The 21590-nt window shown below is 59.6% G+C and carries 15 protein-coding genes; 10 read left to right on the forward strand and 5 right to left on the reverse strand.

The window, feature by feature from the left end:
• Positions 1-228: 228 nt before the first annotated feature.
• The 4 genes from ACUCV3_RS26530 to ACUCV3_RS26545 all read right to left on the reverse strand — a co-directional run bounded on the left by ACUCV3_RS26530 (position 229) and on the right by ACUCV3_RS26545 (position 5059).
• A complete protein-coding gene (locus tag ACUCV3_RS26530) occupies positions 229-1845 on the reverse strand; it encodes a glycoside hydrolase family 32 protein (protein ID WP_482241415.1) in 1617 nt (538 codons plus the stop codon).
• A gap of 336 nt (positions 1846-2181) precedes the next feature.
• Positions 2182-3177, reverse strand: a complete 996-nt coding sequence (locus tag ACUCV3_RS26535) for a class 1 fructose-bisphosphatase (protein ID WP_482241416.1) — start codon at positions 3175-3177, stop codon at positions 2182-2184.
• A gap of 30 nt (positions 3178-3207) precedes the next feature.
• The gene (locus ACUCV3_RS26540; RefSeq protein ID WP_482241422.1) at positions 3208-4062 is read right to left on the reverse strand and encodes a shikimate 5-dehydrogenase; all 855 of its coding nucleotides are present in this window, start codon (positions 4060-4062) and stop codon (positions 3208-3210) included.
• Complete coding sequence (locus ACUCV3_RS26545; RefSeq protein ID WP_122928116.1) at positions 4052-5059, reverse strand: LacI family DNA-binding transcriptional regulator; 1008 nt, start codon at positions 5057-5059, stop codon at positions 4052-4054. Before ACUCV3_RS26545 ends, ACUCV3_RS26540 begins: the two co-directional genes overlap by 11 nt.
• Before the next feature lie 130 nt (positions 5060-5189).
• Between ACUCV3_RS26545 and ptsP the strand changes: the two genes are divergently transcribed.
• From ptsP to ACUCV3_RS26565, 4 genes are read left to right on the forward strand one after another with little or no spacing between them, the layout of a single operon-like run.
• Positions 5190-7691 carry a phosphoenolpyruvate--protein phosphotransferase gene (ptsP, locus tag ACUCV3_RS26550; RefSeq protein ID WP_482241417.1) on the forward strand — a complete coding sequence of 834 codons (2502 nt, stop codon included), beginning with the start codon at positions 5190-5192 and terminating at the stop codon, positions 7689-7691.
• Entirely contained in the window at positions 7688-8638 is a 951-nt protein-coding gene (gene pfkB, locus ACUCV3_RS26555; RefSeq protein WP_482241418.1) for a 1-phosphofructokinase, read from the forward strand. The genes ptsP and pfkB overlap by 4 nt, the downstream gene beginning before the upstream one ends.
• Positions 8635-10335 (forward strand): PTS fructose transporter subunit IIC, encoded by a 1701-nt coding sequence (locus ACUCV3_RS26560; protein ID WP_097383633.1) that lies wholly within the window; start codon positions 8635-8637, stop codon positions 10333-10335. The genes pfkB and ACUCV3_RS26560 overlap by 4 nt, the downstream gene beginning before the upstream one ends.
• A 37-nt stretch (positions 10336-10372) precedes the next feature.
• Entirely contained in the window at positions 10373-11722 is a 1350-nt protein-coding gene (locus ACUCV3_RS26565) for a carbohydrate porin (RefSeq protein WP_254792361.1), read from the forward strand.
• A gap of 138 nt (positions 11723-11860) precedes the next feature.
• On the opposite strand, the gene ACUCV3_RS26570 is transcribed toward ACUCV3_RS26565, so the two are convergent.
• Positions 11861-13012 (reverse strand): ROK family transcriptional regulator, encoded by a 1152-nt coding sequence (locus ACUCV3_RS26570; protein WP_048939532.1) that lies wholly within the window; start codon positions 13010-13012, stop codon positions 11861-11863.
• A gap of 512 nt (positions 13013-13524) precedes the next feature.
• On the opposite strand from ACUCV3_RS26570, the gene ACUCV3_RS26575 reads away from it, so the two are divergent.
• The 6 genes from ACUCV3_RS26575 to ACUCV3_RS26600 all read left to right on the forward strand — a co-directional run bounded on the left by ACUCV3_RS26575 (position 13525) and on the right by ACUCV3_RS26600 (position 21450).
• Entirely contained in the window at positions 13525-13713 is a 189-nt protein-coding gene (locus ACUCV3_RS26575) for a hypothetical protein (protein ID WP_136186961.1), read from the forward strand.
• Positions 13703-14683: an ROK family protein gene (locus ACUCV3_RS26580; RefSeq protein ID WP_048939531.1), complete on the forward strand. Its 981-nt coding sequence runs from the start codon at positions 13703-13705 to the stop codon at positions 14681-14683. Before ACUCV3_RS26575 ends, ACUCV3_RS26580 begins: the two co-directional genes overlap by 11 nt.
• 31 nt (positions 14684-14714) lie before the next feature.
• Positions 14715-16064 carry a sugar porter family MFS transporter gene (locus tag ACUCV3_RS26585; protein ID WP_482241419.1) on the forward strand — a complete coding sequence of 450 codons (1350 nt, stop codon included), beginning with the start codon at positions 14715-14717 and terminating at the stop codon, positions 16062-16064.
• Between the two features lie 35 nt (positions 16065-16099).
• Complete coding sequence (locus ACUCV3_RS26590) at positions 16100-17569, forward strand: glycoside hydrolase family 32 protein (RefSeq protein WP_048939529.1); 1470 nt, start codon at positions 16100-16102, stop codon at positions 17567-17569.
• A gap of 124 nt (positions 17570-17693) precedes the next feature.
• Positions 17694-20513: a TonB-dependent receptor gene (locus ACUCV3_RS26595; protein ID WP_482241420.1), complete on the forward strand. Its 2820-nt coding sequence runs from the start codon at positions 17694-17696 to the stop codon at positions 20511-20513.
• Between the two features lie 196 nt (positions 20514-20709).
• The gene (locus tag ACUCV3_RS26600) at positions 20710-21450 is read left to right on the forward strand and encodes a dienelactone hydrolase family protein (protein ID WP_482241421.1); all 741 of its coding nucleotides are present in this window, start codon (positions 20710-20712) and stop codon (positions 21448-21450) included.
• Positions 21451-21590 lie beyond the last annotated feature (140 nt).

A 21590-nucleotide genomic window follows, 5' to 3' on the forward strand; every position in this document is an offset into this window, starting at 1 on the left:
TCAATCGCTGTCGCAGGATCTCCAGCGGCATCTCGGCCGCTCGCTAGGCCGTGGTCTTGGGCTTTAGGACCTGATCGTGCCCGGACAAGCCACGCCATCAGGATGATGACGATTCATCTTAAGGTGGCGCGGAGCAAACTGACGGAAGAAGCAGTTATTGGTTAGCTTATGTTCACATGAAATTCCATATGCTGACGTCGGTACGTAATTGTTCGATGATGTATGCCGCTAGATGTAACTTGATATTGAAACTTTTGATACCAGCACACTGCCGTGTACAGTCGTTAGATTCAAAGACGTGTCGGCTATGCGCGCGTTGATAAGCTGAGATAGCGTAGCTTCTCCATTGTTTACAAATAATTCTACGGACGAAATGTCGATAAATAAGCTAACGTCTACTACACCTTCCGAAAAATCGCATGGCAGACTTCGATCTAGGCGCCACGCCTCGCTGTCAGGCGCTTCAGGGCCACTGGTCACGCGTCTGATAAATGCCCTATTATTACCTAGCTCAAAGCAGATCTGAGTGGAGTAACCGGAACCTCCGCGGACGGATAGCCACACTATTGATGGCCAAGCCGATCCGATCCGGTTGAGCGTGAGGTCGATCCGCCCCGCAACCATTCTAGCATTGTCGGGCCAGATATAATCATAACCATCTGCAATCGTCTGATCAGAGCCCTGGGCAGTAAGCGCGAATATCTTGTTCTGTGCTGGTAGAGGGGTGCTAGAAAGCCGCGGTGCATTGTTGATCAGTCGTAAGCGCAATTCGCGAACAATGCTGAGTTGACCTCGATAATCGTGGGTTGCTGGTAGTTGGTTTGCATATGCCCAGTTGTTCATCCATCCCATTGAGTATGCACAAGCAATGGGATCGGCAGCTTGAGGGTCATTCCATATAACGGCCGCGTAAAAATCAGCTCCGCCATCTAGCCATTGGCCGTCGGGAGCGCTGGCCGTGAAGGTCGTGCCATCGAATTCGCCTACCCAATACCAGGTTCCACCCGTGAAGCCGGAAGCCGTCCCATCTCCGCCTACCAGCAAAACCCATTTATCTGCCGAAGTTGTGCCATCTGGATTGTATAGATGCAGTTTGAAGAGATGCGAGCATTCCATCACGCCACCGACGACCGTTGACAGAAAACCGCTGGAATAAGTCCAGTGCTTGAGATCTGGCGAAGTGTAGATGCCGATCTTGCCTTCCTCTGACAGCGTCATAATCCAATTGCCGCTGGTCTCATGCCAGAAAACCGTGGGGTCGCGAAACTGCCTGTTGCCTGGGAAATTGGGTAGCACGATGTCGTGAAAGGTGAAGCTGGCACCCTCATCAAGAGAGTACCAGAGTGCGCAGGACTGGTTTTGCCCGGCGGCATTGTCTGCGGGCATTGTAACGAGCGCGATCAGTGCGCCGGGGCCGAATCCGGCAGTATTGGTGACATCGACAAGCGCGCTCCCGGTCCAGATGTCTCCAAAGGATGTTGTGCGGCGTGGGATCGATATACCTTGATCCTGCCAAGCGACGAGGTCTGTTGAGGTCCAGCGGCGCCATTCAGTGCCATCGGTGGGATAGGTTGGATTGAAGAGCGCCCAAATTGTCCAGCGATCTCCCATTCGCACAGGGCGCTGTGGGTCGTTGATCCAGCCTCCTGCCGGGGCCGCGATATGATATCGTGGTCGTTCGCTAATCGGGGTTGCCGTTGGTAAACCAGTAGAATCGGGGGTTCCACTCGATACAGGCATTGCGCCAATTGCAGGTTCTGCTTCGCTGCCGCAGGATGAAAGCATTGGAAAGGCGGCGAGCATTTCCAATGTTTGTCTGCGTGAATAAAAGGGGGTAATCGCCACCGGCCTACTCCTCTCTCAAACTTTTTTGTTTTTTGATTGTCGTTGGCATGCACGCTCGTGGTGCATTGCAACGATGTTTTGATTGCATTCAGGTGGAGGGAGAGGCTCGCGATATCTGCGTGCCGGTCAGATAACTGCGTCTGACGGAATGCACCTTCATCACCCTCTCCATCCTGTGCGGCGTCATGCTTTCCATGATCGACGCAACTAAATCTATATATGTGATTTAGTTGCGTCAAGATCGCTGGCAGGATTGGATGGTTGACGCTTTTTTTTGATTTAACTTTTTGAAATTACGTATATTATGCGGAGAGGCGCCTTTTTGTTTTTGGGTGTTCAGTCCCTCAGCAGTGATGTGACTTCCTCCTTGTCACCCAGAATCACCCCAATGCGCTGATGAAGTTTTGACGGCAGGACTTCCATCAGTCGCTGTTCGCCGTCGATGGCTGCGCCGCCTGCCTGCTCTACCAGAAAGGCCATCGGATTTGCCTCGTACATCAGGCGTAGTCTGGCCGTACCATCCGGGCGGGCATCTTTAGGATAAAGGAAGATACCCCCTCTTTTCAGGATGCGGTGTACATCGGCCACCATCGAGGCCGTCCAGCGCATGTTATAGTCCTTGCCCAAAGGCCCTTCCACCCCCTGAATTCGTTCGTCGACATAGCGTATGATTTGCGGCGACCATTGGCGGCGACGCGCCATGTTTATGGCAAATTCGCGATTGCCCTTGGGCATCTGCATGGGGCCGTCGGTCATCCGCCATGAGCCGATTTCACGATCGAGAGTGAATTCATAGACGCCAGATCCAATTGTCAGAACCAGCAGCGTTTGTGGTCCATATATGGCATAGCCGGCTGCGACCTGATGTATGCCGGCTTGCAGAAAGTCCTGCTCTGTTACCTCGCGCCCTGAAGCATTTTCGGGTGCCTTGAGTACGGAGAAGATCGTTCCGACGCTCAGGTCGACATCAATGTTGCTTGAGCCGTCGATCGGATCGAACAGCAGCAGATATTCGCCTTTGGGATAGCGGTTGGGGATAGGGTAGAGGGTCTCCATCTCCTCGGAAGCCATGGCTGCCAGATGGCCACCCCATTCATTGGCATCGAGCAATAGCTCGTTGGCAATGACATCGAGCTTTTTCTGAACCTCTCCCTGAACATTCTCGCTGCCCAGGCTACCAAGAACTTCACCCAGTGCGCCCTTGGATACCGCGTGACTGATCGTCTTGCAGGCGCGTGCGACCGTTTCGATGAGCAGGCGCAATTCTCCTGGCAAAGCCTGGGCCTGGCGTTGCTGCTCGATCAGGAAACGGCTGAGGGAGATGGCTTGCATGGTAGGCCTTTGCATTGAGGGGGAGGGGGCTTAATCAGCTATTCGTGCAGCGACGTCTGCGCCGTGGGCATATCGCGCTGCTTCATAGATATCGTCGGCGCCGGGGCTCACGCCCGTGTAAAGAATAAATTGCTCCACCGCTTGCAGGACGATGACCTCTCCGCCGGAAATCACGCTCTTTCGAGCAGCTCTGGCTGCGCGGACGAAAGGGGTGTCGACCGGTTGGGCAACGACGTCGAAAGCGGTGCTGCAGGCCGCGATCTGCTCTGCGCGGAACGCCAAGGCGTCTCGGTCCTTGCCCTCCATACCCAATGGCGTGACATTGATCAGCAGTGGTGCGCTATCCGGCGGTAGATCAGCCTGCCAGCAAAAGCCATATTGGTCTGCGATCGCCTGCCCGGCCATTTTGTTGCGCGCGATGATCGTGCCGTTGGCAAAGCCCGCATCTCTAAGCGCGGCCGCGACGGCTTTCGCCATTCCACCACTTCCTCGGAGTAGAAAACGTACCGGTTTTTCGATGCGCTTCTCGAGAAGCTGGCGAACCGCAACATAATCAGTGTTGTAGCCAGTCAGCCGGCCATCATCATTGACGATGGTGTTGACGCTGTCGATTGCACGGGCTGAGCTTTCAAGATCATCGATCAGAGGAATGACCGCTTCCTTGAACGGCATGGAAATGGCGCAGCCGCGCACATTCAACGCGCGGATGCCGCCGATCGCAGCTGCCAGATCCTGTGTACTGAAACTTTTATAGACATAGTCCAGCCCCAGAATCTCATAGAGGCAATTGTGGAAGCGGGATCCGGCGTTACCAGGGCGGCCTGACAGCGACATGCACAATCTGGTGTCCCTGCCGATTGGCGGTTTCATATCCTCATACCCCATTCTGGCTTGCTGATTTTTCACGACGGATCGTAGATCCGCGGATGATGAGACGCCCGCTCAGAACCACCTTACGAGCGGCGGCGTTCGGATGGTCGAGACGGTCGAGCAGCATGGCCATGGCGGTGCGCCCGATCTCCTCCACGGGTTGTTCGATAACGCTCAGTCCATCAGCTGCAAATTCCGTCCAGCTGTCATTGTCGAACCCAGCCAATGCGAAGTCGCCGGGAACGCTCAGGCCCAGCGCATGTGCGGCTCGCAATACCGACATCAGCATCAGGCCATTGCTCGCAATGATCGCTTCGGGCCGATCAGGCGTTTGCAGGAGAGCGCTGACCAGCCTCTCCGCTTCACCCTCTCCATGCGGCACAGACAGGGATCGCGTAGGGATGCCGATCATTTGGGCTGCCTGCTCAAACCCGGCGCGTCGTTCGGCACCCGTGGTGCTGGCTGCGCCGAACAGGCCGGCAATGGATCTGAACCCTTGCGCATGCAGATGGGCAACCAGTGTGCGAGCCATCGCATCATTGTCGAGCACGACGCAGTCCGTGGTCGTCGCTGCTACGCGATCGATCAGGATGATGGGATGCTCTGCCTTTGTCTGCGATGCCTTCTTGGCGCCTTGCCGAGTGGGTGCCAGGATCACCCCTGTCACCCGTTCCTCCTGCATCAACTGGAGATACATCGCCTCTTTGGCGGGATCTTCATCCGTATTGCACAATATAACCCGCAGGCCGCGTTCATAGGCGATATCCTCGACCGTGCGAGACACTGCCGTGAAAAAGGGGTTGCGGATATCTGCAACGATGAGGCCGATCGTGTTGCTGTGGCGCGAACGGAGCCGACGGGCCGCGAGGTTGGGCCGGTAGCCTGTTGTCCTGACCGCTGCGAGCACCCTGTCGCGCATGGCTGGATCAACCGCACGCCCCGAAAGTACCCGGGAGACGGTGGCAGGCGATACTTCGGCCACTCGCGCTACGTCCTTGATTCCGACCGTCATGGGAAAATCGTTTTCCTCATCCTCTCTTAATTCTGCCCGAGATATGGCCGATCGCAGGGGGTAAATGCAAGTGTATTGACAGAATCATGAGAAAACGTTTTCTTGAGAGGAGAGAGGATACTGAAGAGCCATGACTGCCGACCCCCTAAGTGTGCTTCGCCATGAAGATCTGATCCGCATCGATGCGCAGGCGTCCGACAAGGAGGCCGCCATCCTCCAGGCCGGCCAGATATTGGTCGCCGCTGGCTGCGTTTCGCCCGGCTATGAACAGAGCATGGTTCGGCGGGAGGCGGTGGCAAACACCTATCTGGGGTCGGGCGTCGCCATTCCCCATGGCCTGGGTGAGGACAAAGGGCTGGTGCGCCACGACGGGATCGTGGTCCTGCAACTGCGCGAAGGGATTGAGTGGAATCCCGGGCAGCGCGCCCATCTCATTGTCGGTATCGCCGCCAGTTCCGACAGTCATATCGCGATCCTGCGCCGCCTCACCCGCCTGATTCAGGATGAGGCGCGCCTGGCGGCCCTTCTCGCCACCGACGATCCGGCGGCTATTGCCGCTGCCCTCCATGAAGACGCCAACCCCAGCGAGGCCCGGCCTGCTGCCGAGGATCTGGCCGAACGGATCGAATGGACGGTCGACTATCCTGCTGGTCTGCATGCCCGGCCCGCCTCAGCCTGGGCGGAAGCAGCCAAGAGCCTGGCTACGCCCATACGCATCCGCCACGACGGAGACATGGCCGATCCGCGCAGTATCGTCTCGCTGCTGCAACTGGGGCTGAAGGCAGGCGAACGCGCCACCATTTCGGCGAGCGACAGGAACACGCTGGACCAGTTCATGCGGACCGTCACCAAGCTCACGGTTCGTGAGAACGCCGATGCCGCCCGTGCCGCCGAAAAGGCGAAGGCGCCGGTGCGCGGCTGGAAACCGGCCGGCAATCCCGCGATGATCGCCGGGGTCGCCGCCAGCCCCGGCCTCGCCATTGGTCCCGTCCACATCCTGGCCTCGGCGGAACTGGACGTGCCCGACCAGCCGGTCGATCTGGTCGCGGGCGGCGCGCTGCTGAACGATGCGCTGGTGCGCACCCGGGCGCAGATGAAGGCGCTGGTCGATGACACCACCCGCCGTCTGGGTGCGGGGGATGCCGCGATCTTCGCGGCGCAGGCCGGGCTGCTGGACGATACTGACCTTATCACGCTTACCTGTCAGTTGATGGTGGAGGGCCATGGCGTCGCCTGGTCCTGGCATCAGGCGATCGATCGCATGGCAGGACAGCTTTCGGCACTGGGTAATCCGGTGCTGGCTGCACGCGCCGCCGATTTGCACGATGTCGGCCGGCGCGTGCTAGCCCAGATTGATCCGGCGCTCAGCGCAGGGACATTGGCCGACCTGCCCGATCAGCCCTGTGTGCTGGTGGCGACGGACCTGTCGCCATCGGATACGGCGACGCTCGACACGCGCCGCGTGGCGGGTATCGCCACCGCATTGGGTGGGCCGACGTCGCACAGCGCGATCCTGGCACGTACGCTCGGCCTGCCGTCGGTCGTGGCAGGCGGGGCCGATCTGCTGACGCAGGCGGCCGGCACGACCGCCATCGTCGATGGCGATAGCGGCCGTATCTGGCTCGATCCCTCGGCGCAGGACATTGCCTCCGCCCGCGCCTGGATCGAGGAGATCGCGGCGCGACGCGCCGCCGAAGAGGCGGAGCGCGCTCTGCCGGCACGGACCAGCGACGGACATGATCTGGCGATCGGCGCCAATGTGAACCGCCCGGATCAGGTGGCCTTCGCGATGGCACAGGGCGGCGAGGGGGTCGGGCTGATGCGCACCGAATTCCTGTTCCTCGAACGCGGCGACAGCCCGAGCGAGGAGGAACAATGCGCCATTTATCGCGGGATGATCGACGCGCTGGGTGATCGGCCGCTGATCGTCCGTGCGCTGGACATTGGCGGCGACAAACAGGTGCCGCATCTCGACCTGCCGAAGGAGGAGAATCCCTTCCTGGGGGTGCGTGGCGCTCGCCTGTTGCTGCGTCGGCCCGACCTGCTGGAACCGCAACTCCGCGCCCTGTATCGCGCGGCGAAGCTGGGCGGCGATCTGTCGATCATGTTCCCGATGATCACATCCGCGGCCGAACTGGTGATCCTGCGGGAACGTTGTGAAGCGATCCGGGCGGAACTGGCTGCACCGGCCGTTCCCATCGGCATCATGATCGAAGTCCCCGCCGCCGCTGTTCAGGCCCATGCGCTGGCGGAGCACGCGGACTTCTTCTCGATCGGAACCAATGACCTGACGCAATATGCACTCGCCATCGACCGTCAGAATCCGGAACTGGCGAGCGAGGCCGACAGCCTGCACCCGGCCGTTCTGCGCCTGATCGCCATGACCGTGGAGGGCGCGCGCCGGCATGACCGCTGGGTCGGCGTGTGCGGCGGCATTGCCGGCGATCCGTTCGGCGCGGCGTTGCTGGCGGGCCTCGGGGTCCATGAATTGTCCATGACCCCGCGCGACATTCCTGCCGTAAAGGCACGGCTCCGCGCCAGCAGCCTTGGCGATCTTCAGGGGCTCGCCGCTCGTGCGCTCGACGCGACAAGCGCCGCCGATGTGCGCGCGCTGGATGGGGAGGGGGCATGATGGCCGTCTTCACCGTCACGCTCAATCCGGCGATCGACCAGACGGTCATGCTCGACCGTCTCGTTCCCGGGGAGGTGCATCGCGCGCGTTCCGTGCGGCAGGATGCCGGCGGCAAGGGGATCAACGCAGCCAGTTGCCTGGCCGACTGGGATGTGCCCGTCACCGTCATGGGCCTGTTGGGCGGCGCCAATGCGGCGCCCTTCGATGCGCTTTTTGCCGAAAAGTCGATCATCGACCGCTGCCAGCGCCATGGCGGTAGCACGCGCGTCAATCTGAAGCTGGTCGATGTCCATGGCACGACCGACATCAACATGAATGGCGCCCCGGCAACCGAAGCGCGCATCGATGCCGTCATTGCGGCGCTGGATGAACAGGTTGGGGCCGGCGATCTCGTCATCCTCTCGGGCAGCCTGCCGCCCGGCTGTCCGACCGATATCTATGCCTCCCTTACCGCCTTGCTGCGGGCGCGGGGCGCTCTCGTCCTGCTCGACAGCAGCGGCCCGGCGTTTCGCCATGCACTCGCCGGCCCGGTTCTGCCGACCATCCTGAAACCCAATCTGCATGAACTGGCCGAATGGCATGATGGTCCGGTCGATGCGCCGCATCAGATCGCCGACGTCGCGCGCGGTTTGCTGGACCGGGGCGTCGACCTGATCGCCGTGTCGATGGGCGCGCAGGGCGCACTGTTCCTGACCGGCTCGGAAATGCTGCGCGCGCGCCTGACCGCGCACAGCGTGGAAAGCACGGTCGGTGCAGGCGATGCCATGGTTGCCGGTCTGGCCGCCGCCCTGATCGAAGGCGCGGGGCTGGATCGTATCGCGCGTCTATCCACCGCCTTTGCCGTCGGCAAGCTGGGCCGTGCCGGACCGCATCTGCCGACAAGGGACGAGATCGAAGCCCTGGCGGCCAGCGTGGAGACGGATATTCTGATGGGAGAGACGCAATGAGCAGGATTTTCGCGGTGGTGGATGCCGGCGAAGCCGGTGTCGCCGGCGTCCTGGTCGGCGAAGCGCTGCGCAAGGCCGCAAAGGCCAGTGGCCAGGCCATCGAAATCGAATTGCGGACCGCACAGGGGATCGTCAATCCCTTGCCGGGCGACGCGGACGGCGATCTGCTGCTGATCGCACCGGAAGGCGCCGACGCCCCGTCGGAAAACCGCCCGCATCGCCGCCTGACGCTGGAGGCGGTTCTGGCCGATCCCGTCGCCGCGCTGCACGGGGGCAAGGTAGCGGGCGTGTCGAGCGCCGTGCCGCGCATCGTCGCCATCACCTCCTGCCCGACCGGCATCGCCCATACCTTCATGGCGGCCGAGGGGCTGACCGAAGGCGCGCGCCAGCTTGGCTATGCCATTCGGGTCGAGACGCAGGGGTCGGTCGGCGCGGGCAACGCGCTGACGGCCGAGGAAATCGCTGCCGCCGACATCGTGCTGATCGCCGCCGATCGAGAGGTCGATCGCAGCCGCTTTGCCGGCAAGCGCGTCTTCGCCGGCAATACCAAGCCCGCCATCACCGGTGGCGCGAAGCTGATCGAGCGGGCGCTGGCGGAAGCGACCATACAGGGCGGCGAGGGGAGCGCATCGCAACCGGCCGACTCTGCCGCCGCGACATCGGGCGCGAAGCGCGCCGGCCCCTATAAGCATCTGATGACCGGCGTGTCCTTCATGCTGCCCTTCGTGGTGGCGGGTGGCCTGCTGATCGCGCTCGCCTTCGCGCTGGGCGGTATTCACGCCAATGATGCGGCAGCGAAGGGCACGTTGGCCTATGCCCTGTTCGAAATCGGCGCCAAGGGCGGATTCGTGCTGATGGTGCCGGCGCTGGCGGGCTATATCGCCTATTCGGTTGCGGACCGCCCCGGCATTGCACCGGGCATGATCGGCGGCATGCTGGCCGCCAATCTGGGCGCGGGCTTCCTCGGCGGCATCGTCGCCGGCTTCATCGCGGGCTATGGCGTCGACTGGCTCAATCGCCTGATTCAGCTGCCCAAGAATTTGCAGGGATTGAAGCCGGTCCTCATCCTGCCGCTGCTCGGCACGCTGCTGACCGGTCTGCTGATGCTCTATGCCGTGGGCACGCCGGTTGCCGCTGCGCTGGCTTTCCTGACCGATTGGCTGCGCAGCATGCAGGGGTCGAGTGCGCTGATGCTGGGCTTGATCCTGGGCGCGATGTCGGCATTCGACATGGGCGGGCCGGTCAACAAGGCGGGCTATGCCTTCTCGGTCGGCCTGATCGCCAGTCAGGTCTATACACCGATGGCGGCCACCATGGCAGCTGGCATGACGCCGCCGCTCGCCGTTGCGCTCGCCACTCGACTGTTCCGCAATCGCTTCACGCCTGAAGAGCGCGAAGCCGGCGCGGCCGCCGCGGTCCTCGGCCTGGCATTCATCACCGAAGGGGCAATCCCCTTTGCCGCGCGCGATCCGCTGCGGGTCATTCCGGCGCTGATGGCCGGTTCGGCTGTGACCGGGGCCATCTCCATGGCGATGGGCGTGGAGCTAAAGGTGCCGCATGGTGGGCTGTTCGTGCTGCCGATCCCCGGCGCGGTCACCCATGTCGGCGTCTATGCGCTGGCCATTCTGGCCGGCACGCTGGTGAGCGCGCTGCTGGTCGGGCTGGTCAAGCGTCCCATAGCAAAAATCAAGGCCTGACGCCCCGAACGCGTCACGATAATCGGAGAGGCTATTCATGTATTTCAGGAAGATGGGTGCCGCCTGCATGGCCGGCGCCATGGCCTGTACCGCGCCCGTCGCGCTGGCACAGGATCAGGCGGTTGCCGATGTCGATCCGCCATCGGTCCAATCGGACGCGCCGGCCCAATGGCAACCGCTGGCAGGGAAGGGGGTGACATTGTCGCTCAGCTATACCGGCGAGGCGGCGACCAATGTCTCGGGCGGGCTTCGCCGCGACGCGGCCCATGCCGGGCAGGTCTATGTCGGCGCCGATCTAGATCTTGACCGGATGATCGGGATCGATGGCGCGACGCTTCATTTTGCCGTCACCAATCGCCATGGCAAGAATCTGGCCGCCATGGCGATCGGCAATAATACGTCAGTGCAGGAAATCTATGGCACCCAGAATACCCATCTCGCGATATTGACCTGGCAGCAGAGCTTCCTGGACGGGCGACTGGATATCGAGGTTGGGCGCAGCCAGGCGAATATCCATTTCCTCAACTCGCCGCTCTATTGCCATTTTCAGACCAATTCGGCCTGCGGCAACCCGACCTTCGTCTTCAAGAACAGCAATTTCACTTATTTCCCGGCATCCAGTTGGATGGCCCATGCCAAGCTGCATGTGACGCCGCAGATCATGCTGCATACCGGCGTTTACGAAGTGAACCCGGACCGCAAGCGCGCAAGCGACCATGGTTTCAATTTCAGCACGAAGAATGCAACCGGGGTGATCATACCCTGGGAATTAAGCTTTAGCCGGGATTCCGCCGATGATCGGCTGCCGAGCCATTATATTCTGGGCGGTTGGTTTGATCGTGGCGACTATGCCGATCCGCTGCGGGATGATCAGGGTGGCATCGCAATTTTGACCGGGCGGCCGGCGGCGACGCGGAATGGGCGGTCGGGCCTCTATGCCCGCTTCGATCAGCAGTTGACCCGTCCCGATCCCGCCTCGCCGCGGGGGCTGAGCATCTTTGGCGTGGCGATGACCAACCTGTCCGGCCAGGTCGAGGAAAGCCGTTATCTTGGCATGGGGATCGTACAGACCGGCACCTTCGCCGGGCGCGATCAGGACACGATCGGCTTCGCCATCAACGATCAGCGTTTCAGCGACTTGGCGATGCAGCGGATGAGCGCCGCGCGGGTTGCGGCGGGCGGGCGCGCCGATATTCGTCGCCATCAATATATGATGGAGCTGGCCTATGGATTTCAGGTCAACCCGGCAATCCGTCTGTCGCCCAACCTGCAATATATTCTGCATCCTGACCAGACCGGGGCCCCCGATCGCACGCGGAACATCCGGAATGCCTTCATCCTGGGGTTCAAATTCACCGTAGATGCGATGCAACTATTGTTCCGCTAATGCCATAATGATTGCATTGAACTGCAATCATCATTTTTCTGATCGTGTGCTTTAGCCGCCGATAGGCTAAATTGGAATGTGACGGGCGCGGCTTTGCAATTCCAAAGATGAGAACATCTGGTTTAGACGAATTGAGGATTATACTTCCGTCAAGGAGGCGACGGCATCGACTTTGAGCAAGGAAATCAGGTTTGGTGCGTAGGTAGAGAATAGCGGAAGCAGGCCAGCGCCCATCGCAGGAGCCTTTTCCCCATTCTCGCCAATCTTCAGCTCTGGACAGAAAAAATCGCGGGGGGCGGTCTTTTGGATAGTATTTTTGACGCGTTCTGAAAGGGTGCGTAGCTGGGCATGTGATAGTCCGCCCCCGATGACCACGGCATCAAGGTCTAGGAGACTGTTCGCGCTAATAATTACGAATGCCAGCGCCTCAGCGCAGCGTTTCAGCCAAGCTTCCCAAGCCGGATTATGTTCGTCCTGCCCGCTGGTTATCATCTGGTACAGGGAGGCGGCGTGTAGCAGGAAGTCCGTGCTGGTGCCTTGAGGAATTGGCATTGAGGCAAGAGCCCCAGCATTGCCGTTTTTGCCGCGCTTGATCTCTCCATTCAGGATAAGGCCACCGCCAACGAAACTTCCGATATGGACATAGAGGAAATTGGTCAGACCTGCGGCTGATCCCGACATGAGTTCGGCAAGAGCGCCTGCATTGCCGTCATTTTCGAAGATGACCGGGCCATCCAATTCCTTCTGGAAAAACTCTTCGAGCTCTGGTGCTGCCCAGGCAGCGGCCTGCTGAGCCGCGATGCCCGCCTCTTCGCGCCATTCGCCGATGAACCAGGGCATGGCGATGCCGAAACCCAGAAAGCCTTCGCGCTGTTCTTCCCTTAGCTGCGGCATATGTTTTTGCGCAAAGCGTTGGATATGCTCCACAGCACTGGTGGGGCTGGGATAGGATGTGGTCGTGCTTTCGCAGGCGATGATGCGGCCATCAAAATCGAGCATGGTGCAAACCAGCCGGTCGCGGCCGATCTCAGCTCCGATGGTGCAACCACTGCCTCCGTTGATCCGGTAGATAATCGATGGCTGTCCCATGCCTCCTGTGCGCTTTCCGGCCTTTATCAGTCGCCCTTCCTCAGCAAGGCTTTCGACAATTCGGACAGCTGCCTGCGGTGAGAGGCCGGTTATCCGGGAAAGGTCGGCTTTGGAGGCACCGTTGAGCCGTCGTATCGTCGCGAGAATGAGGCGCTCATTATACCGCCGCACGCCCACCGCATTGCTGCCACGCTTATTCACCTTCGACTCCGCTCATTTTACCGGCAGCAAGATGATGCGCGATAGGGGCGGTAGTTTTGGAACAGCATTGCTGCAATTGGCAAGGGCGAGTGACGGCAAGAGCTGCTTGACAGACTAAATCACATTGATAGATCTAGTCTGTCAGGTAGCGGATTCGAACTTGAGACTATGGCAGAGCGGGCAGCATAGTTCCTTGTCACTTGGCTTCATTCGGACCTGCGGGCGCGCAGCGGCTGAGAACCTCTCCTTTCTTCGATTGCGAGCGCCTGACCAATCCGACAAAGCTCGTCCAAACCGGACGGGAAGTGCCCAGTTTCCAGACTGCACGCTGGAAATGTAAGGGGGGAGGAGAGGGGCTTTCAGCCCAGATCCTCCCCCATTTTTTTGGGATGTACGGGGCCCTCTCACAATCGCAAAGAATGTGATTGACAGACTAAATCACATTTGTAGATTTAATGGAGTCGCAAGGGCGGCTTGCAAGCACGAATACGTGCTGCAGAACAGGGAAGAGGATGATCGTGAAGGCCGATCCACATAATTTGTTCCGCAGATTGCATGGCGCCTCGAAGGTGTCCTGCTTCTGGTCGTGTGTGGAGCAGGCGGCGCGCCACGCTCGCAGTCAATTCTTCCTCCTTAAAGCTTCCTCCTCGGCCCTGTTGGGTGCGGAACAGCTTGTCGTGCGAGTAAAACATGCAGAATGACAATCTTCTTCTGGGCGGTATCGAAGCGGGGGGGACGAAATTCCTCTGCGGCATTGCCGACCGCAATGGGCGCATCATCCGGCAGCAACGGATCGCCACTATAATCCCTGCAGATACGCTGGGCGAGGCCAGCGCTTTCTTCGAGCAGGCCGAACTGGACCTGGGACGGTTGTCCGCTTTTTCGATCGGCAGCTTTGGTCCCCTATCTCTCAATCCAGTCGCGCAGGATTATGGCTCGATCACATCGACGCCCAAGGCGGGATGGCAGGATGTCGACCTGCTTGGTCATTTTGCCCGGACGATCGATGCGCCGATGGCGCTCGATACCGATGTCAACTGTGCGGCCGTCGGCGAAAAGCTGTTCGGCAGCGGGCAGGGTCTCGACACCTTCTGTTATGTGACGGTTGGGACCGGCATTGGCGTGGGGCTGCTGATCGACGGTGCGCCCCATGGCGGTGCCAATCATCCCGAGGCGGGGCATATCCGACTGCCGCGTGCTGCTGGCGATGAGCTTTTTGCGGGCATTTGTCCTTTTCATGGCGATTGCCTTGAAGGTCTGGCTTGCGGCCCAGCAATGCGCGCCCGCTGGGGTGTTCCAGCTGAGCAACTTCCCCCAGATCATCCTGGCTGGGAGATTGAAGCGGACTATCTTGCCGGACTGTGCGCGACATTGACCTACATCGTGCGACCCGACCGTATCATCATCGGCGGTGGCGTCATGGAATCTCCCGGCATGTACCAGCGCGTCCGGCGCGCTCTGATCGGTAAACTTGCCGGCTATGACGCCAGTATGCGCGCCCTCGAAATGGACGACTATATCGCAGCGCCCACGGCGGGTGCATCGGCGGGACTGACCGGCGCGCTCGCGCTCGCCTATCGGACCGCGACACGCCAGTGGCCGATGCACTGGTCTGTCAAACTTCCGTCATCTTCCAATCAATCCTCTCTCTCAGGAGCTGCACTTGCATAGTCCCTCCCTATCGGATCACGCGGCTCACAGGATGGCAGCGCCGAGCGACGCTCGGGTGACAGGTGCAATCGTCCTGAGCGCAGCGGGCGCGGCGCTTGGTGGCCTATTGTTTGGTTTTGATACTGCCGTGATTTCTGGCACGACCTCGGCGCTGCAGGCGCGGTTTGGCCTGAGCGATGGCATGCTGGGCTTTACGGTTGCATCCGCTCTTATCGGTACCGTACTCGGCTCGCTGGTGGCGGGCGCGCCGGCTGACCGGTTCGGTCGGCGCGCGGTCATGCTTGCGGTCGCGATCTGCTACGTTGTGTCGTCGCTCGGCACGGGGCTAGCGGGCAGCTGGGGCACGCTCCTAGCCTTTCGGTTCCTTGGAGGTCTGGCAATCGGCGCTGCCTCGGTGGTTACACCGATCTATATTGCCGAAGTCTCTCCAGCGCGTTTCAGAGGGCGGTTGGTTGCGCTGAACCAGCTCAACATCGTGATGGGCATTTTGATTGCTTTTCTATCCAATTACCTGATCGCCAATCTCGCCGCTGCGGAGACCGCCTGGCGGTGGATGTTCGGCATCGTCACCCTTCCATCAGCACTGTTTCTTGGCGTTAGTCTCCTATTGCCGGAAAGCCCGCGCTGGCTGGCGATTCATGGGCGGGCGCCGCAGGCGCTGGGCGTCATGAAAAGGCTGGGATTTCTCGATCCGACGGATGAACTTCGTCATATCCAGGAGGCCGAGGCCCGTCTTGATCGATCCATCGCACCGGGCCTGTTTCAGTCCGCCTATGCTCGCCCGGTCGCCTGCGCCATCGCAATTGCCATGTTCAACCAGCTCTCCGGTATCAACGCGCTGCTTTATTACGCGCCGCGTGTCTTTGAACTGGCCGGTGCAGGCTCTGACAGCGCGCTGCTGCAGTCTATCGCCATTGGCGGCACCAATCTGGTTTTTACCATCTTGGCGCTGTTTCTGATCGATCGCTTCGGTCGCAAGCCACTCCTGTACACCGGGTCGATCCTATGTGCCGTAGCCCTGCTTCTCGTGGGCTATCAGCTGGAAAGCTCTGATCCCGACGGCACGTTGATCCTTGTTGGTCTGTTGGGTTTCATCGCCGCCTTTGCCGTGTCGCAAGGCGCTGTCATCTGGGTGTTCATTTCCGAGGTTTTTCCCAGCGCGGTGCGCGGCAAGGGGCAGGCGCTTGGCAGCACGACCCATTGGGTCATGGCTGCTGCGATCACTTGGGCCTTTCCCGTATTTGCAGCCCAGGTCGGTGGTTGGGTCTTTGCCTTCTTTGGCGCGATGATGCTGCTCCAGTTCATCTGGACCTGGAAGGCGATGCCCGAAACCAACGGTGTCGCGCTCGAAGACATGGACCTTGGGAGTGCGCAGGCATGATCAGGACGCTTTTCTTGATAACCGCTACAGCTCTGATGGTTCCGGCCGCAACCCAGGCGCAGCGAGCCGATCCTCGCCCGGCATATCATTTCGCGCCCAAGCGCAACTGGATGAATGACCCCAACGGTCTGGTCTATTTCGAAGGCGAATATCATCTCTTCTATCAATATAATCCCCATGGTGACCGCTGGGGGCATATGAGTTGGGGTCATGCCGTCAGCCGGGATCTTGTGACCTGGGAGGAATTGCCGGTCGCCATCCCGGAGACCGCCGACGTCATGGCGTTTTCCGGCAGCGCAGTGATCGACTGGAAGAATAGCAGTGGCCTGGGCCGTGACGGTAAGCCGCCGATGATCGCGGTCTACACCGGTCATAATCCCAAAGCCAAGCTGCAGTCCCAATATCTTGCCTACAGCAATGACCGCGGACGAACATGGACCGTACATGGCGAGGTGCTGAGTGTGGGATCTCCGGAATTTCGGGATCCCAAGATCTTCTGGCATGAACCGACAAAGTCATGGGTCATGGTCGCTGTCATGGCGACCGAAAACCGCGCCGTCATCTTCACGTCACCCAATCTCAGGCAATGGACCTTTGCCAGCAGTTTCGGTCCGGCGGGCGGCCGGGGACGAAATTGGGAATGCCCCGATCTCAATCTCCTTCCCGTCGAAGGCGGAAAGCCCGGAGAGCAGCGCTGGGTGCTCAGCGTCAATCTGGGCGACCAGGCTGTGGGCGGCGGTTCGGGCGGCCAATATTTCGTGGGCGACTTTGATGGTCGTCGCTTCACGCCTGTCGAAGGGTGGGGCGGGGAACCGGTCTGGACGGATTATGGCGCCGATTTCTACGCGGCGGTCGCCTGGAATGATCTTCCCAAGGACGACCCTCGCCGCATCTGGATCGGATGGGCCAATGACTGGCGTTATGCCGAGGCGATACCCACCTATCCCGCCCGCGGCATCATGACTGTACCGCGCAGCATTTCCCTGAGGAAAACCGCCGAGGGCTATCGGCTGACGCAGCGGCCGGTGCAGGAACTGGAACAGTTGCGAGGCGGCAAACAGGCCGTGCGTCAATTGTCGCTGGGCGAAGAACCCGTTCCGCTCCCCGTCGAGGGTGGTGCCATTGATCTTCAGGCCAATCTTTCATTGGGACAAAGCGAGCAGGTGGCGATCACGCTGACCGATGGCGAGGGTTATCAGATGGTGATCGGCGTCAATCCGACGGTGAACGAGGTCTTCATCGATCGTTCGCGCTCTGGTCCACATTTCCACGACGGGTTTGCAAACCGTCATGTGGCGCCGGTTGACCTGAGTAAGGGCAGGGTGTCTCTTCGCCTGCTTGTGGATGAATCGATCGTCGAGCTGTTCATCAACGATGGTGAGCAGACGATCACTGATCGCTTCTTTCGCGGTTCAGGAACCCTGCGCTGGAGCGCTTCTGCGCGCGGCGCACCGGCAATCATGGATATCACTGCATGGCCGATCAGGCCGGAGGTGTCCCGCTGACGATCACGCCACACGAGAGCTGAACAGCTCGATCACCATCGGATGATTTTGAATTTCCGCTGCATGGACAGTCGGAACGCAGCTTCGCGCGGCCTGCATAGCAATAAACAAAGGGAGGATAATCATGAATTTCAAGGCAGTGGCACTACTTGGATCAACGTCGCTCGCATCGCTTCTGCTGGCTGCGCCGGCCATGGCGCAGGATGCAGGCGGTAACGCGGCTTCGGCAAAGAAGAAAGGCGAGGAGACGATCGATTCCGCGTCGGTTCCAGACATTGTCGTAACGGGTTATCGTGCCGCGCTGGGCTCTGCGCAGGACATGAAGCGCCAGTCCGATGCGATTGTCGATGCGATCGTGTCGGAGGATATCGGCAAGCTTCCTGACAATAATGCGGCTGAAGCGATCTCGCGCGTCGTGGGTGTGCAGGTGCTACGCTATAATGACGAGGCGGGTGTGGTGCTTGTCCGCGGACTTCCGGACGTGAACACGACCTTCAACGGACGGGAATTCTTCACGGCTGATGATCGTGTACTGCATCTGCAGGATTTCCCGGCTGGCGTGGCCGCAGGTTTGGAGGTCTACAAATCGGGCACGTCCGATCTCATCGAGCCAGGGCTTGCCGGCTTGATCAATTTGCGTGCGCGTCGGCCGTTCGACGTCAAGGACACGCAAATTGCCGGCGAAGTGCGCGGATCCTATAATGACCAGTCCAAGGCCTTCGACCCTTCCGCCAACCTCCTGTTGACCAAGCGCTGGGATACGCCGATCGGCGAAATCGGTGCGCTCGTCAATTTCAGCTATGTTCGGATGACCTATCGCAATGCCGATCGCTATGCCGATTCCGCTATCATCAGCCCGCTGGGTTTTGGTGCTGATGATCCCGCCGATGATATGACCGTCACGACGCCAGGCGTGGGCAATTTCCGCTTTCCTGCCAATGCGGGCAATTTCTACGAAAAGGGCATTCGGCATCGGCCCGCAATCAATGGCGCGATCCAGTGGCGACCAACCCCCGATCTGGAAATTTATGCGGAAGGCCTTTGGCAGGCCTATCGGGGCAAGGTCCTTCGCGATGGTTTCAACGTCAATTTCGAGCGTCGCAGCATCGATGGCATCGCCCCGACACTGAGCAATGTGGTCCTGGTCGAAGGCGAGCCCCTCAAGGCGGCAAGCTTCACCAAGACCGGCGGCTATGTGCCCGAATTCTTCCGGTCCACCCAAGATGACCAGACCGACACCTATCAGGCGGCACTGGGATTCAAATGGAAGACCGACCGAGCCACCTTGTCGGGCGACTTCGCCTACACCTACAGCAAGTATGAGGCGGACGAAGACAGCGTCGACGGCCAGCTCGCCAGCGCGCCGACCATCAATGTCGAATGGGACGTCAAGGGTTCGGCCATCTTCGATCTGGGTGACTTCGACAAGACGAACCCCGCCAACTATATCTGGCGCGGCTATTATCAGCGGCATTTCGTCACCAAGGGTGATGGCGTGCAAGGACGGCTCGACCTGGATCTCGATACCGATTTTGACTGGCTGCCCAAGATCCAGGTCGGCATTCGGGCGAGCGACCGCACTGCGCTTATGCAGAATAACAACCGCTACGCCTATACGGCTGGCCTGGGTCTCCCGCTCGCGAGCCTGCCGACAGGCGAGCTTGAACTCATCAATGATGGCTTCCGCGGCGATCCGCAGCGCTTCCAGAACTGGCTGGCACCGACCCGCGGTTCCATCCGGGACAATGTGGAAGCGCTGCGGCAGCTGGCCTATGCGTCTGTGCAGCAACTGACGATCATGTTCCCCAATGACGGTGGCATTCGCGACGCCGTGACCAAGTTCGCGACCGAGGAAATACCGTTCGATCCGCTCAATGGCTTCACTGCCAAGGAAAAAAGCTATGCCATGTTCGGCCAGGGCAAATATGAGTTTGACCTTGGGGATGTCGCTGTCGACGGTACATTCGGCGTTCGCGTCGTCAACACCGATGGCCGCTATTCCGGCTTCTCACGGGTAAACGGCTCTGATGGCACATCCCAGATCGTCCCGCAGGTATCGCGCCAGAACTATCTTGATGTCCTGCCTTCGTTCCAGACCCGGATCCGATTGACGCCCGAATTCCAGGTGCGACTGGCCTATAACCAGACCCGGACGCGGCCGAGTTTCGGCCAACTCAACCCATCCCTCAACATTACCCGTAACAGCCCTGGTCCTGACGGTTCGCCGCCGCAATATGCCGCCTTTGGCAACGGCGGTAATCCGAACCTAAAGCCGCTGACGTCGAAAAATTATGACGCGACGCTCGAATATTATTTCTCCAAGAACGGGTCGGCGACACTCGCGGTCTTCTACCGGGATCTCCAGGGCTTCATCAGCAACTACACCCGGGACGTGATGGACCCGGATTATGGCCGTATCCAGATCAACCGCCCGGAAAATGCCGGTAAGGGCGAAATCAAAGGGGCCGAAGCGTCCTTCCAGACCTTCTTCGATTTCCTGCCAGGGTTCCTGTCCGGCTTTGGCGTCCAGGCCAACGTCACCTATCTCGACGGCACCAATGCACTTCCAACGGTGCTGGGCGAAGGCGCTCGCCAGGTACGGATTACCGGCCTTTCGAAATGGGCTTATAATCTGACCGGATTTTACGAGAAGGGACCGGTGTCTGCGCGTCTGTCCTACAATCACCGTTCGAGCTACATCAACAGCTACAACCGGAACTCGAACGAGGATCAATATGCTGGGGAAATTACCCGCGGCATTTCGCGCCTCGATTTCTCCGCCTCCTATGAAGCGATCAAGGGAATTACGATCGTCGGCAATGTGAGCAATATCCTGGGCAAGCCGTTCAACAATTATCGCTATTATAACGAAACTCAGTATTTTCCCCGCGATCTTAGGGTTGAGGGGCGTTATTTCAGCCTTGGTGTCAGGTTCAAAATGTAATCCAGATGCATTGTTGCAGGGGGTGAGGCACTTGTCTCACCCTCAAAACATGGAGAGCGGACTTCTGGAATCGTTTCATCATCCGATCCATTAGGTTGACCTATTCAAAGACTATCCGACGCGGTTTTGAATGGGCCTATGTGCAGTCTTCAACAAAAGACGACGTGGGCAGTCTGAAGCAAGTTCATGGGGAATTATGATCATTCTCGGCGACGAAGTTGAAGATGTTTTGACCGATATCGGCGGCTTGATGCGCATGCATCTTTTTCGCCCTGCTCGAGAGGGGCGGTTTCCCGCTCTACTATTCTTTTCGGAAATATATCAGGTCACGGCGCCAATCCGAAGAATCGCTGCATTTTTAGCCGGACACGGGTTCCTGGTGGCCGTTCCGGAAGTTTATCATGAATATGAAAAGGCGGGCACGGTCCTGCCATATAATTCTGAAGGGACCGACAGAGGCAACGCGCTCAAGTTTCTCAAGCCAGTCGGTGCCTTCGATGCAGATGCCCGTGCGGGTCTTGATTTCCTGACTTCTCATCCGTCGTCGACCGGACAAGTCGGCACGATCGGTAAATGCCTTGGGGGCCATCTGGCCTTGCGTGCGGCATTGGATCCTCGAGTGAAGGCGGCAGCCTGTTTTTATCCGACGGACGTGCATAGCGGAACATTGGGGGAAGGACGAAGCGACGACACATTTGCCAGGTTGATCGAGCTACGCGCTGAGACGTTGTTCATATGGGGACGGCAGGATCCTCATATTCCATTTGAAGGGCGCGAAAGGATTCGGTCGCGGCTTGAGGCCGTCGGGGCGAGCTATGAATGGCTGGAGTTCAATGCCGCCCATGCTTTCATGCGCGATGAAGGTCCTCGCTATGATCCTGCTCTGACTGTGCGCGCGCTCTTGGCATCCATCGCGTTATTCCAGCGAGCACTGTGAATACGAATACGCGGTGAATGCCATGGGCCCGCTCTCATGTTAGCCATCAAATAGATTTCAGAAGGTGAGAATAAGCTGTGGGTCGTCGCCGAACTGAAGATAATTCCGCGGGCCTTTCCAAGGCGCCTGCGATCACGCAA

The sequence above is a fragment of the Sphingobium sp. VMM genome (assembly GCF_056790315.1).

What these genes read in the sequence shown, in the direction of transcription:
- ACUCV3_RS26535 (WP_482241416.1), bottom strand. Translation starts at nt 3,177, where the DNA reads ATGCAAGCCATCTCCCTCAGCCGTTTCCTGATCGAGCAGCAACGCCAG.
- ACUCV3_RS26540 (WP_482241422.1), bottom strand. Translation starts at nt 4,062, where the DNA reads ATGGGGTATGAGGATATGAAACCGCCAATCGGCAGGGACACCAGATTG.
- ACUCV3_RS26545 (WP_122928116.1), bottom strand. Translation starts at nt 5,059, where the DNA reads ATGACGGTCGGAATCAAGGACGTAGCGCGAGTGGCCGAAGTATCGCCT.
- ptsP (WP_482241417.1), top strand. Translation starts at nt 5,190, where the DNA reads ATGACTGCCGACCCCCTAAGTGTGCTTCGCCATGAAGATCTGATCCGC.
- pfkB (WP_482241418.1), top strand. Translation starts at nt 7,688, where the DNA reads ATGATGGCCGTCTTCACCGTCACGCTCAATCCGGCGATCGACCAGACG.
- ACUCV3_RS26560 (WP_097383633.1), top strand. Translation starts at nt 8,635, where the DNA reads ATGAGCAGGATTTTCGCGGTGGTGGATGCCGGCGAAGCCGGTGTCGCC.
- ACUCV3_RS26565 (WP_254792361.1), top strand. Translation starts at nt 10,373, where the DNA reads ATGTATTTCAGGAAGATGGGTGCCGCCTGCATGGCCGGCGCCATGGCC.
- ACUCV3_RS26575 (WP_136186961.1), top strand. Translation starts at nt 13,525, where the DNA reads ATGATCGTGAAGGCCGATCCACATAATTTGTTCCGCAGATTGCATGGC.
- ACUCV3_RS26580 (WP_048939531.1), top strand. Translation starts at nt 13,703, where the DNA reads ATGCAGAATGACAATCTTCTTCTGGGCGGTATCGAAGCGGGGGGGACG.
- ACUCV3_RS26585 (WP_482241419.1), top strand. Translation starts at nt 14,715, where the DNA reads ATGGCAGCGCCGAGCGACGCTCGGGTGACAGGTGCAATCGTCCTGAGC.
- ACUCV3_RS26590 (WP_048939529.1), top strand. Translation starts at nt 16,100, where the DNA reads ATGGTTCCGGCCGCAACCCAGGCGCAGCGAGCCGATCCTCGCCCGGCA.
- ACUCV3_RS26595 (WP_482241420.1), top strand. Translation starts at nt 17,694, where the DNA reads ATGAATTTCAAGGCAGTGGCACTACTTGGATCAACGTCGCTCGCATCG.
- ACUCV3_RS26600 (WP_482241421.1), top strand. Translation starts at nt 20,710, where the DNA reads ATGATCATTCTCGGCGACGAAGTTGAAGATGTTTTGACCGATATCGGC.